Source organism: Pseudomonas sp. GW821-FHT07B01, from assembly GCF_059419065.1.
Genome location: NZ_JBWKRA010000013.1, coordinates 1 through 12,312 on the forward strand (window position 1 = coordinate 1; position 12,312 = coordinate 12,312).

Sequence of the window (12,312 nt, forward strand, 5' to 3'; positions counted from 1 at the left end):
CTGTCGAGAACTGCGTAACTTATTGTTTACCAAGAAGTTTTCCGTTTCGACTGCGCCGGAAGTGGGGCGAATTATAGACAGTTATAATTCGCCGTCAACACCTATTTTCAGACTTGTTCGGATTTGAGCGTAATTCGCGCAAATGCCTTCTTGCCCGCCTGGCAAACGTGAGTGGCGCCCAGCTCGTATATAAAGGTGCGATCAACCACCTCACCATCTATACGTACACCGCCCGAACCCAAGAGATCACGCGCGACCGCCGAATTCTTCACCAGGCCAGCCTTATTAAGCACAGCCGCAATCGGCATCGCCTCGGCAGCAGTCAATTCAATCTCCGGCAGATCGTCAGGCAGCTCGCCGTCTTTCATGCGATTACCTGCCGCGCGGTGAGCGCTGGCCGCAGCCTCCTCACCATGGAAACGCGCAACGATTTCTTCAGCCAGCTTAATCTTCACATCGCGAGGATTAGCGCCCGCCTCGACATCCGCACGCAGCGCATTGATCTCGTCCATCGAGCGGAAGCTCAACAGCTCGAAGTAGCGCCACATCAGCGCATCCGGAATAGACACCAACTTGCCGTACATCACACCTGGTGCTTCCTGGATACCGACATAGTTCCCCAGAGACTTGGACATCTTCTTGACGCCATCCAAGCCTTCCAACAGCGGCATGGTCAGAATGCACTGAGCCTCCTGACCATAGGCGCGTTGCAATTCACGCCCCATCAGCAGGTTGAACTTCTGATCGGTGCCACCCAACTCAACGTCCGCGCGCAGCGCCACCGAGTCGTACCCTTGAACCAGCGGGTAAAGGAACTCATGGATGGCGATTGGCTGATTGGTCGAGTAGCGCTTGTCGAAGTCATCGCGCTCGAGCATGCGTGCCACGGTGTACTGGGACGTCAGACGAATGAAATCTGCCGGCCCCATTTTGTCCATCCAAGTGGAGTTGAACGCCACCTCAGTCTTGGCTGGATCAAGGATCTTGAATACCTGGGTCTTGTAGGTCTCGGCATTATCGAGCACCTGCTCACGAGTCAGCGGCGGGCGCGTAGCGCTCTTGCCGCTTGGATCACCGATCATCCCGGTGAAGTCACCTATAAGGAAGATGACCTGATGGCCCAACTCCTGAAACTGACGCAGCTTATTAATAAGCACGGTATGACCCAGGTGCAGATCCGGCGCAGTCGGATCAAAGCCAGCCTTGATACGCAGGGGTTGGCCACGCTTGAGCTTTTCGATCAGCTCGGCCTCGACCAACAGTTCTTCCGCACCACGTTTTATCAGCGCTAGCTGCTCTTCAACCGACTTCATAACAGACCCGCAAGGCTCAGATTCAAAAGGGAACCAACCATACAAGATCAGGGACTAATTACAAGTTTTGCCCTGCGCACGGACACCGTTCAGCAAGCCCAGCGTTCGCGAGCTTGCGCCACAGATGATTTGGTTATATTTTATACAGTTATTTCATCTTCATCATGTCATTCATCTTTTCCATTTCATCTTCAAAGTCAAAATTACTTATGACCACTGAACCGTCTAAAGCGCCGCCGCTTTACCCGAAGACCCACCTGCTCGCCGCAAGTGGTATCGCCGCCCTTCTCAGCCTGGCACTGCTGGTATTCCCTTCCAGTGACGTTGAAGCCAAACGAACATCCCTGAGCCTCGATCTGGAAAGCCCAGTTGAACAACTGACACAAGATCAAGACGCTTCCGACGCTCAACAAGCCACAAATGCTCCGGCCGAATCACCTTTCGCACAGATCGAAAGCGCTCCAGAAGACACTCAACAAGCCACCCAGGAAGCACCTGCGGCAGCCGCAGCCAAGAATCCCCAGCACCGCGAAGTCATCGTGGGCAAAGGCGACACACTATCTACCCTGTTCGAAAAGGTTGGATTGCCTGCCGCCGCTGTAAATGAAGTGCTCGCTAGCGATAAGCAAGCCAAGCAATTCACTCAGCTCAAACGTGGCCAAAAGCTCGAGTTTGAGCTGACGCCAGACGGCCAGCTGAACAACCTGCACACCAGTATCAGCGACCTGGAAAGCATCAGCCTGAGCAAAGGCGCCAAAGGCTTCGCATTCAACCGAATCACCACCAAACCCGTCATGCGTTCCGCCTACGTACATGGCGTGATCAACAGCTCACTGTCGCAATCGGCCGCGCGTGCGGGCCTGTCGCACAGCATGACCATGGACATGGCCAGCGTATTTGGCTACGACATCGACTTTGCCCAGGACATCCGTCAAGGCGATGAGTTCGACGTGATCTACGAGCAGAAAGTAGCCAACGGAAAAGTCGTGGGCACTGGCAACATCCTGTCTGCACGCTTCACCAACCGCGGCAAAACCTACACCGCCGTGCGCTACACCAACAAACAAGGCAACAGCAGCTACTACACAGCTGATGGCAACAGCATGCGCAAGGCTTTCATCCGTACCCCCGTTGACTTTGCTCGTATTAGCTCGCGTTTCTCCATGGGCCGCAAGCATCCAATTCTGAACAAAATTCGCGCACACAAGGGCGTCGACTATGCCGCGCCGCGTGGCACGCCAATCAAAGCGGCGGGCGACGGCAAGGTCTTGTTGGCAGGGCGCCGGGGTGGTTACGGCAATACGGTGATCATCCAGCACGGCAACACTTACCGCACGCTGTACGGCCACATGCAAGGCTTCGCCAAGGGCGTCAAGACTGGCGGCAACGTGAAACAGGGGCAAGTGATCGGCTACATCGGCACTACCGGCCTCTCCACCGGCCCGCACTTGCACTACGAGTTCCAGGTCAACGGCGTACACGTCGACCCATTGGGCCAGAAGCTGCCGATGGCTGACCCGATTGCCAAGGCCGAACGCGCGCGCTTCATGCAGCAGAGCCAGCCGCTGATGGCACGCATGGATCAAGAGCGCTCCACCATGCTGGCTTCGGCGAAGCGTTAAGGTATGCCGCTCTATATCGGTGTGATGTCCGGGACCAGCCTCGACGGCCTGGATATCGCCCTTATCGAACAAGGCGCGGCGGTCAATCTGATCGCCACCCATTACATCCCGATGCCTGACGCCTTGCGCACAGAACTGCTGAGCCTATGCGCCAGTGGCCCGGATGAAATCGCCCGCTCGGCAATTGCACAGCAACAATGGGTAACGCTCGCTGCGCAAGGCATCCACGCCTTGCTGGATCAACAGAACCTCAAGCCTCAGGACATTCGGGCGATTGGTAGCCATGGCCAGACGATTCGCCATGAACCCGCCCGAGGCTTTACCGTTCAGATCGGCAACCCTGCCCTTCTCACCGAGCTGACAGACATCACCGTCGTCAGCGACTTCCGTAGCCGCGATGTCGCTGCCGGCGGCCAAGGCGCTCCTTTGGTTCCAGCCTTTCATGAAGCATTGTTCGGCGAACAGACGGGCAATCGCGCGGTATTGAATGTCGGCGGGTTCAGCAACCTCAGCCTGATCGAGACGGGCGAGCCTGTCGCCGGTTTCGACTGCGGCCCGGGGAACGTCCTCCTCGATGCCTGGATTAACCTGCAGCGCGGCGAACACTTTGATCGGAACGGGCAATGGGCGGCCAGCGGCAAGGTCCAACCCCAACTGCTCAATACGTTGCTCAGCGATCCGTTCTTCATGACCAAAGGCCCGAAAAGCACGGGCCGCGAAGTGTTCAACCTGGCCTGGCTGCAGCAGCACCTTGGCCGTTTGCCCGCCTTTGAACCCCAAGACGTACAGGCCACCCTGCTGGAGCTGACGGCCCTGACCATCGTCGAGTCCCTGCAAAGCGCCCAGACTGACACAACAACCTTGCTGATCTGCGGGGGCGGCGCCCATAACGGGGCACTGATGAGCCGGCTGACAACGTTGCTGCCTTCCACTCATGTCAGCACTACAGCGGCCTACGGCGTAGATCCTGACTGGGTAGAAGCAATGGCCTTCGCCTGGCTGGCACATTGCAGCCTGGAAGGCATCGCCGCCAATCGCCCCAGCGTCACTGGCGCACGTGGGCTTCGAGTGCTTGGCGCGATCTACCCCGCCTGACCCCAGACAGCAAAACGCCGCTTGGCCCGTAAAAGCCAAGCGGCGTTTTTGTACCTGCTACCGATCAGATCGAGAACGAAGACCCGCAACCACATGTCGTGGTGGCATTAGGGTTCTTGATCACGAAACGCGAGCCTTCCAGACCTTCCTGATAATCCACCTCGGCACCTGCCAGGTATTGGAAGCTCATCGGATCCACGACCAGGCTCACACCCTCGCGCTCAACGATAGTGTCGTCATCGGCCACATCTTCATCGAAGGTAAAACCGTACTGAAACCCTGAACAACCGCCGCCCGTAACGAATACGCGCAGCTTCAAGCGATCATTACCCTCTTCATCGACCAGGCTCTTCACCTTGTGCGCAGCACCGTGGGTGAATTGCAAAGCCGTGGGGGTGAAGGATTCAACGCTCATGCTGATAATCTCCCGGCGTAGCGCCGCCATATGCGTAATGGCCGGTATTATCCGCTTCTCCTAGAAAAGCGGTCAACTATTGTTACGGTATATCAATCCGCCCAGCGACCATTAAAAATGCAAAAGGCCCGATCAAAGGGCCTTTTGCGCAACGGTGATCCCGCGTTAAGGCAACATCCCCGCGTGGGACAGGCCCAACTTCTCGTCCAGGCCGAACAGGATATTCATGTTCTGCACCGCCTGGCCCGAAGCGCCCTTGACCAAATTGTCGATCACCGACAACACCACCACCAGGTCGCCATCCTGCGGACGATGCACCGCAATACGGCACACATTGGCACCACGCACGCTGCGCGTTTCCGGATGGCTGCCGGCCGGCATCACATCGACGAACGGCTCATTGGCATAACGCTTTTCAAACAGCGCCTGCAGGTCTACCGAGCGATCAGTGACGGTCGCATACAGCGTGGAGTGAATCCCGCGGATCATCGGTGTAAGGTGCGGCACGAAGGTCAGCCCCACATCCTGGCCGGCAGCGCGACGCAAACCCTGGCGGATTTCCGGCAAGTGCCTATGACCTTTTACCGCATAGGCTTTCATGCTTTCCGACGTTTCGGAGTAAAGCGAACCTACCGCCGCACCACGGCCCGCACCACTGACGCCCGACTTACAGTCCGCGATCAGGCGCGACGCATCCGCCAAGCCAGCTTCCAGCAATGGCAGAAAGCCCAATTGCGTCGCCGTCGGATAGCAACCCGGCACGGCAATCAGGCGCGCTTGCTTGATCTGCTCGCGATTGACTTCCGGCAGGCCGTAAACCGCCTCTTCCAACAGCTGCGGCGCACCATGGGGCTGGCCGTACCACTTGGCCCACTCATCGGCGTCTTGCAGGCGGAAGTCTGCCGACAAGTCGATAACCTTGGTACCGGCCGCCAGCAGCTCACCGGCCAGAGCATGGGCGACACCGTGAGGCGTGGCGAAGAACACCACGTCGCAGGCACCCAGGGTCTTGGTGTCCGGCACACTGAACGCCAGACCGTCATAGTGGCCTCGCAGGTTCGGGTACATATCGGCCACGGCCAGCCCGGCTTCGGATCGGGAAGTGATGACCACCACCTCAGCTTGCGGATGCTGAGCCAACAGACGCAGCAATTCGACACCGGTGTAACCCGTGCCGCCGACGATACCGACCTTGACCATAAACCTGCCCTCAACGAACCCACTGGAAAGCCGTCGATAATAGGGGCCGTATCGTCCTGCGACAACCGTCAACGTGACGTACGGGCGCATGAGCCACTACTATCTTCGCTACCGTGAACCTGGGAATAACTAAAATGCTCTATCTATGGGTCAAAGCCTTCCATATCGTCAGCATCGTTTGTTGGTTTGCCGGGCTGTTCTACCTGCCGCGCCTGTTCGTCTACCACGCCCAAAGCGAAGACACCGTCAGCAAGGAACGCTTCAGCATCATGGAGCGCAAGCTGTACCGGGGCATCATGGGCCCGGCGATGGTTGCCACACTGGCCTTCGGCATCTGGATGCTGGCCCTCAACCCCGGCATTTTCCAGTCGGGCGCCTGGATCCACGCCAAGCTGACCCTGGTCGTCCTGCTGATTGGCTACCATCACATGTGCGGCGCACAGGTAAAGCGCTTCGCCCGTGGCGAAAACACCCGCAGCCATGTCTTTTATCGCTGGTTCAATGAAGTCCCGGTTCTGATATTGCTGGCTATCGTAATTTTGGTCGTGGTCAAACCGTTCTAACGTCAATTACTCGGGGAACCTCCAATGTCGCTGCCCGCTCTGCTGGAACAACGTCTGCGCCTGCCCGTGGTGGCCGCGCCGATGTTTCTGATCTCTAATCCGCAACTGGTCCTGGCCTGCTGTCGCAACGGGGTAGTTGGGAGTTTCCCGGCGCTCAACCAACGCGAAAGCAGTGGCTTCAAGGCCTGGCTGGAAGAAATCGAAGCGGGCCTGGCTCAGTTGGACAACCCTGCGCCCTATGCCGTGAACCTGATCGTGCACAACAGCAACCCGCGCCTGGAGGCAGACCTGGCGATCTGCGTCGAGCACAAGGTGCCCATCGTCATCACCAGTCTCGGTGCGGTAAAGGAGTTGGTGGACGCGGTTCATAGCTACGGCGGCCTGGTATTTCATGACGTCACTACCCGACGCCATGCCGAGAAAGCCGCTGAGGCGGGTGTTGATGGCCTCATTGCCGTCGCCGCTGGTGCGGGTGGCCACGCTGGCACCTGGAGCCCCTTTTCACTGATTGCCGAAATTCGCCAGTTCTTCGACAAAACCCTACTGCTGGCGGGCTGCCTTAACCATGGGCATGAAATCCTTGCCGCCCAGGTGCTGGGGGCAGACCTCGCATATTTCGGCACGCGCTTTATCGGCACCACCGAAAGCCAGGCACCGGATGCCTATAAGGAGATGCTGCTCACATCGCGCGCCGCCGACATCGTGCACACTCCAGCAGTCTCCGGCGTACCTGCCAGCTTCATGCGCCAGAGCCTGGAAAATGCCGGGTTTGACCTCGCTGCGCTTCAAGGCAAAGGTGAAGTCAACTTCGGTTCCAAGCTCAAGCCATTGAGCGATGAGGCCAAAGCGTGGAAAACTGTATGGTCTGCTGGCCAAGGCGTCGGTGAGATCAATGATGTACCCAGTGTGGATGACCTCGTTGCCCGCCTGGATGCCGAATACCGCAAAGCACGCGAGCACGCCGCGCAACTGCGCTGGCCACGCTGACCCACTGGCAGGCCTGCCGATTGGGAGGCCTGCATACTCTCCCTGATTAAGTGACAAGGATGCCCGCATGAGCGACAGCCGTTTCAAGATTGTGTTTGACGGAGCCTTGCGCCCAGGTGTCGAAAGCACCACCGCCAAGCTGAACCTCGCCGAGTTATTCAAAAGTGATGTTGAAGCGATCGAAAAGCTCTTCACCGGCCGCCCCGTCGCGCTCAAGCGCGACCTGTCCCACCCCGACGCGCAAACTTACCTCACGGCACTGCACAACGCCGGGGTCGACGCTCGCATCGAGGCCGAACAACCCGTGGCGTTCAACCTTGCAGAAACCCACGAGACGGACTCGTCAACCTCTGACCGCGCCACTGCGTCGCCTTATGCACCGCCACGCGCCGCAGTTGGCGACGACCTGCCGGAGTTCGCAACCCTCAAGGTCTTCACCATCCACGGGCGCATCGGGCGCCTGCGCTACCTGGCCTGGACGCTGGCACTGACCGTCGCGATGCTGGTGGCAGCGGGCATCATCAGTACGGTGGGCTTCGCGGTGGCGACAGCCTCGCCAACCATCGCCATCATTATTGGCTCGCTGCTGGGTTTCGCGCTGTTTGTGGCATTGGTAGTGGTGAGCGTGCAAATCGGCGTGCAGCGCCTGCATGACCTGGGCTGGTCTGGCTGGCTGTACCTGCTCAACCTGGTTCCGCTGGTAAACAGCGTATTCCCACTGTTGTTGCTGGTATTGCCAGGCAATACGGGCGCCAACCAGTACGGCGCGCCACCACCACGCAACTCCACTGCGGTGAAAATCCTGGCCTCGCTGTGGCTGGCGTTCATTCCCTTGATGCTCATCATCGTCGTCACCCTGGGCATGAATGGCTACCTGGACCAGCTTGAAGCCAACATGGACAGCAGCTACGAAAGCAGCTCCATTACCTCCGATGCAGACGCCGATCAAAGCGCTATCGTTGACGAAGCCGAAGCGCAAAGTGCTGACGATGCAGCCGAACCTGTAGACTCTCCAGAACAGTGAAGAAACGCCCGCCGCCTGTGACGCACTGTCATAGGCCGGTGGCGTTGCGATGGAGAAAGGCATGACCCGTTACGCTCTGATCACCGGCGCCTCCAGTGGCATCGGCCTGGCATTGGCCGAGGCCTTGGCACGGCGCGGCCGTAGCTTGATTCTGGTGGCCCGCCAGCGTGATCAGTTGGAAAGCATTGCATTGGAGTTGACCCAACGCTTCGGCGTCGAGGTGCTGTTTCGTGCCTGTGACCTGGGCGAGCCGCTGCGTTTGTCCGGCTTTTTGCTGGAGCTCGAAGAGGGTGAGCGACAGATCGACCTGCTGGTCAACTGCGCCGGCATCGGCACCAGCGGGCCGTTCCTGGCCCAGGACTGGATGACCGAGCAGGACCTCATCGAAGTCAATATCCTGGCCTTGACCCGCATGTGCCACGCACTGGGCAATGCCATGGCCCTGCATGGCGGCGGGCAAATCCTCAATGTGGCTTCGGTCGCCGCCTTCCAGCCTGGGCCGTGGATGAGCAGCTACTACGCCAGCAAAGCCTACGTGCTGCACTTCTCCGAAGGGTTGCGCGAGGAATTGAAGACCTGCGGCATCAAGGTTTCAGTGCTGTGCCCCGGCCCTACGCGCACCGCATTCTTCGGCACCGCGCAGATGGATACGGCGAAACTCGACCGCAGCCAGCAGCTGATGAGCCCGGAAGAAGTCGCGCTCTACACCGTGCGGGCGCTGGAAAAGAACAAGGCCATTATCATTCCCGGGCGCCGCAATCGATGGCTGACGTTCAGCCCACGCCTGAGCCCACGCTGGCTCACTCGCAAAATTGCCGGCGCCATCAACAAGGCCTATTGCCCACGCTGATGGCCTACGTACACTCACCTCACTTTTCACGATGGAGATACAGCTGTGGATACTCTGTTCACCAAGATCATCAACAGGGAAATACCGGCGAAGATCATCTATGAAGATGACCAAGTCCTGGCTTTTCACGATATCGCCCCGCAGGCACCAGTACATTTCCTGGTTATCCCGAAAAAACCCATTCGCACCCTCAACGACCTGACCGAGGACGATAAGGCACTGGCCGGCCATATCCTGTTCACCGCCCAGCGCCTGGCCGTGGAACAGGGCTGCGAAAAAGGCTTTCGCGTGGTGATGAACTGCAATGAAGACGGCGGGCAAACCGTTTACCACATCCATATGCACGTGCTGGGTCAGCGCCAGATGAACTGGCCACCGGGCTGAGTGCACAAGGGCAAATTGACTCAGCACAAACGCTGGACGCTCTCTTGCGGTAAACTGGCCGCCGAGATTCTTCCCGGAGGTCAGCATGACTACCCAACGTCACTACTCGCCGATTGACCGTCTGTTGCTGCAAGCCGACATGGCCATGCGCACCCTGCTGCCATTCAGCGGCCAGCCCTACCGTCCATCGCCCGCCATCGTGCAGCCGGATGTACAGCTGAGCGAGACCGATACCCGTCACGTCGCTGGCCTGATGCGCATCAACCATACCGGCGAAGTCTGTGCCCAGGCGTTGTACCAAGGCCAGGCGCTGACCGCCAAGTTGCCACAGGTACGCACGGCGATGGAGCATGCGGCCGAGGAAGAGATCGACCATCTGGCCTGGTGCGAACAACGCATCCGTCAGTTGGGCAGCCATCCCAGCGTGCTCAACCCACTGTTTTATGGCTTGTCGTTTGGTATCGGCGCGGCTGCCGGGCTGATCAGCGACAAAGTCAGCCTGGGGTTTGTGGCCGCGACAGAACATCAGGTGTGCAAGCACCTGGATGAACACCTGGAGCAACTGCCGGCCGAAGACGAAAAGTCACGGGCCATTCTTGAGCAGATGCGCATTGACGAAGAGCACCATGCAGAAAGCGCGCTGGGCGCGGGCGGCTTCCGCTTTCCAGCCCCGGTACGGTTCGGCATGAGCCTGTTGGCCAAGGTCATGACCAAAAGCACTTATCGAATCTGAACCGAAAAAAAGGGCGCCCGAAGCGCCCTTTCTTTTGCCTGCTGCAATCAACCCAGCTCGATGATTTCGTAGTCGTGGGTAATGACTACGCCCGCGGCCCCCAGCATGATCGATGCTGAGCAGTACTTCTCTGCCGACAGCTCGATGGCACGCTTGACCTGGGCTTCTTTCAGCGCCCGGCCCTTGACCACGAAATGCATATGGATCTTGGTAAAAACCTTGGGGTCTTCAGTGGCGCGTTCAGCTTCCAGGAAGGCTTCGCAGCTTTCTACGGCCTGGCGGGACTTCTTCAAGATGCTGACCACGTCAAAATTGCTGCAACCGCCCACACCCAGCAGCAACATTTCCATGGGGCGTACACCCAGGTTACGACCGCCGGCTTCCGGCGGACCGTCCATGACCACCACATGGCCGCTGCCCGACTCACCGAGGAACATGGCTTCGCCCGCCCATTGGATGCGTGCCTTCATCGCCCAGACTCCACTGCTAAAAAAGGGTCGCCAGCTTAGCACAGGGCCTTGAAACAGCAGCGCTCTGCATAAATTCGATAAATGACAGCGTTTGCCGCTAAATTGGCTAATCGCGACAGAAGGTGTCTGGTAAGCTGGCGCCAAATGAATGGCGCATGGCCATGACTTGTACAGCGTATATCAATGAGATGCCGCTGGATAAAAACAACGCCAACGACACCGCGCAGTCTTTTCGGGATACAACCATGGTTGCTCTTACTCCCACACCCAAGATCAAGAACCTCGACAAGCTTTTGCTGCATTGCCAGCGCCGACGTCATCCGGCCAAGCACAACATCATCTGCGCCGGCGAGCGCTCAGAAACCCTGTTCTTCATCATCAAGGGCTCAGTCACCATCCTGATCGAGGATGAGGATGGCCGTGAGATGATCATTGCCTACCTCAACGCCGGAGACTTCTTCGGGGAGCTGGGTTTGTTTGAACAAGCAGGCAAAGAGCAGGAACGTAGTGCTTGGGTACGGGCCAAAGTTGAGTGCGAAGTGGCCGAAATCAGCTATGCGAAATTTCGCGAATTGGCCCAGCATGATCCGGACATCTTGTACGCCCTGAGCGGCCAGATCGCCCAGCGCCTGCGTGACACCACCCGCAAAGTCGGCGACCTGGCGTTCTTTGATGTCACCGGCCGCGTCGCTCGCTGCCTGCTGGAGCTATGCAAGCAACCCGATGCCATGACCCATCCCGACGGCATGCAGATCAAAGTCACGCGCCAGGAGATCGGACGTATTGTCGGGTGTTCGCGGGAAATGGTCGGCCGCGTGCTCAAGGATTTGGAAGAACGCAACCTGGTGCATGTCAAAGGCAAGACAATGGTGGTATTTGGTACCCGTTAAACCGGCAGGAAGCCAGTCAGCATCTGCCGGTACAACGTGTCGAGCCGACTGATCGCGTCCGGCGCGGGAAACGCTTCGTGCAGTGCGATATGGCTATCGGCGCGAACCCGCTGCTCCAAGCCGCAGGCTTGATTGAAGCGGTTGACCGCCGCAATCAATTCCTCCCGATCATTCTCCAGCAACATCGCCCCGTGCACCAACCCGACCGGGCGGCCACCGCTTTGTCGCCAACGCTGGGCAGTGCCCACCATTTTGCGGCCATTGAGGTTGACGTTGTAACGACCGTCGCAAAAAGCACCGTCAATTTCGCCGACGGACGCATCGCCACCCAACTCGATCAACAGATCACAGATCGGTTGGCACAAGCGCTGATAGCCGGTTTCGATGCGCCCCTGGTCGCCTTCGCTACGCGGTGGGGCATAGACCAGGGCGATGTTGACCGTGGCGCCGGACTGCGGCACCGGCTCACCGCCGGTTTCACGCAGCAATACCGGCCAACCCGCATCGGCCGAAACCTGGCTCGCCACCGCGAATGCCGGCAGCCGGCTCAAACGGCGCGGCATGACCAGTGCTTGGTCACTGGGCTGCCAGAACAGCAATCCGAATGCCTGCTCACCCGCGCAAACGGCTGCCAATAGGTCTTGCTCGGCGGCAAGGCCAGCTTCGACAGTCATGATCACGGGCTGGAGCATCGAACACCTACCTACCTGAATAAACACAAAACCAATGTGGGTGCTGGCTTGCCTGCGATAGCGGTGTGTCAGCT

14 protein-coding genes are annotated in these 12,312 nt (G+C 58.6%); 9 read left to right on the forward strand and 5 right to left on the reverse strand.

Going from position 1 to position 12,312, the window contains the following annotated elements; all coding sequences use genetic code 11:
* Positions 1-107 precede the first annotated feature (107 nt).
* Complete coding sequence (gene tyrS / locus AC07S6_RS15790; RefSeq protein ID WP_054896812.1) at positions 108-1,313, reverse strand: tyrosine--tRNA ligase; 1,206 nt, start codon at positions 1,311-1,313, stop codon at positions 108-110.
* A gap of 209 nt (positions 1,314-1,522) precedes the next feature.
* On the opposite strand from tyrS, the gene AC07S6_RS15795 reads away from it, so the two are divergent.
* Both AC07S6_RS15795 and AC07S6_RS15800 read left to right on the forward strand, forming a co-directional pair.
* A complete protein-coding gene (locus AC07S6_RS15795) occupies positions 1,523-2,935 on the forward strand; it encodes a peptidoglycan DD-metalloendopeptidase family protein (RefSeq protein ID WP_054920661.1) in 1,413 nt (470 codons plus the stop codon).
* A 3-nt stretch (positions 2,936-2,938) separates the two neighbouring features.
* Positions 2,939-4,030 (forward strand): anhydro-N-acetylmuramic acid kinase, encoded by a 1,092-nt coding sequence (locus AC07S6_RS15800; RefSeq protein WP_495112608.1) that lies wholly within the window; start codon positions 2,939-2,941, stop codon positions 4,028-4,030.
* Between the two features lie 64 nt (positions 4,031-4,094).
* Here AC07S6_RS15800 and erpA read toward each other — a convergent pair whose 3' ends face one another.
* A complete protein-coding gene (erpA, locus tag AC07S6_RS15805) occupies positions 4,095-4,445 on the reverse strand; it encodes an iron-sulfur cluster insertion protein ErpA (protein WP_003176443.1) in 351 nt (116 codons plus the stop codon).
* 165 nt (positions 4,446-4,610) lie between these two features.
* Positions 4,611-5,645, reverse strand: a complete 1,035-nt coding sequence (gene argC, locus AC07S6_RS15810) for an N-acetyl-gamma-glutamyl-phosphate reductase (RefSeq protein WP_014720162.1) — start codon at positions 5,643-5,645, stop codon at positions 4,611-4,613.
* A 134-nt stretch (positions 5,646-5,779) separates the two neighbouring features.
* On the opposite strand from argC, the gene hemJ reads away from it, so the two are divergent.
* The 6 genes from hemJ (at position 5,780) to coq7 (ending at position 10,186) form a co-directional block, all read left to right on the forward strand.
* Positions 5,780-6,208 (forward strand): protoporphyrinogen oxidase HemJ, encoded by a 429-nt coding sequence (gene hemJ / locus AC07S6_RS15815; protein WP_495112609.1) that lies wholly within the window; start codon positions 5,780-5,782, stop codon positions 6,206-6,208.
* A 24-nt stretch (positions 6,209-6,232) separates the two neighbouring features.
* Complete coding sequence (locus tag AC07S6_RS15820; protein ID WP_014720163.1) at positions 6,233-7,195, forward strand: NAD(P)H-dependent flavin oxidoreductase; 963 nt, start codon at positions 6,233-6,235, stop codon at positions 7,193-7,195.
* A gap of 67 nt (positions 7,196-7,262) precedes the next feature.
* Positions 7,263-8,219, forward strand: coding sequence for a DUF805 domain-containing protein (locus AC07S6_RS15825; protein ID WP_197880471.1), 957 nt, complete (start codon positions 7,263-7,265; stop codon positions 8,217-8,219).
* A gap of 61 nt (positions 8,220-8,280) precedes the next feature.
* Entirely contained in the window at positions 8,281-9,069 is a 789-nt protein-coding gene (locus tag AC07S6_RS15830; protein ID WP_003194680.1) for an SDR family NAD(P)-dependent oxidoreductase, read from the forward strand.
* A gap of 45 nt (positions 9,070-9,114) precedes the next feature.
* A complete protein-coding gene (locus tag AC07S6_RS15835) occupies positions 9,115-9,453 on the forward strand; it encodes a histidine triad nucleotide-binding protein (RefSeq protein WP_003194682.1) in 339 nt (112 codons plus the stop codon).
* 85 nt (positions 9,454-9,538) lie between these two features.
* The gene (gene coq7 / locus AC07S6_RS15840; protein ID WP_197880472.1) at positions 9,539-10,186 is read left to right on the forward strand and encodes a 2-polyprenyl-3-methyl-6-methoxy-1,4-benzoquinone monooxygenase; all 648 of its coding nucleotides are present in this window, start codon (positions 9,539-9,541) and stop codon (positions 10,184-10,186) included.
* A 47-nt stretch (positions 10,187-10,233) separates the two neighbouring features.
* Here the strand turns inward: coq7 and AC07S6_RS15845 are convergent, their stop codons facing one another.
* Complete coding sequence (locus AC07S6_RS15845; RefSeq protein WP_003194686.1) at positions 10,234-10,656, reverse strand: OsmC family protein; 423 nt, start codon at positions 10,654-10,656, stop codon at positions 10,234-10,236.
* 245 nt (positions 10,657-10,901) lie between these two features.
* Between AC07S6_RS15845 and crp the strand changes: the two genes are divergently transcribed.
* Entirely contained in the window at positions 10,902-11,546 is a 645-nt protein-coding gene (gene crp / locus AC07S6_RS15850; RefSeq protein ID WP_054896815.1) for a cAMP-activated global transcriptional regulator CRP, read from the forward strand.
* Here the strand turns inward: crp and AC07S6_RS15855 are convergent.
* Positions 11,543-12,238: a lipoate--protein ligase family protein gene (locus AC07S6_RS15855; protein ID WP_054896806.1), complete on the reverse strand. Its 696-nt coding sequence runs from the start codon at positions 12,236-12,238 to the stop codon at positions 11,543-11,545. The two genes, crp and AC07S6_RS15855, sit on opposite strands and share 4 nt — an antisense overlap.
* Between the last annotated feature and the right edge of the window lie 74 nt (positions 12,239-12,312).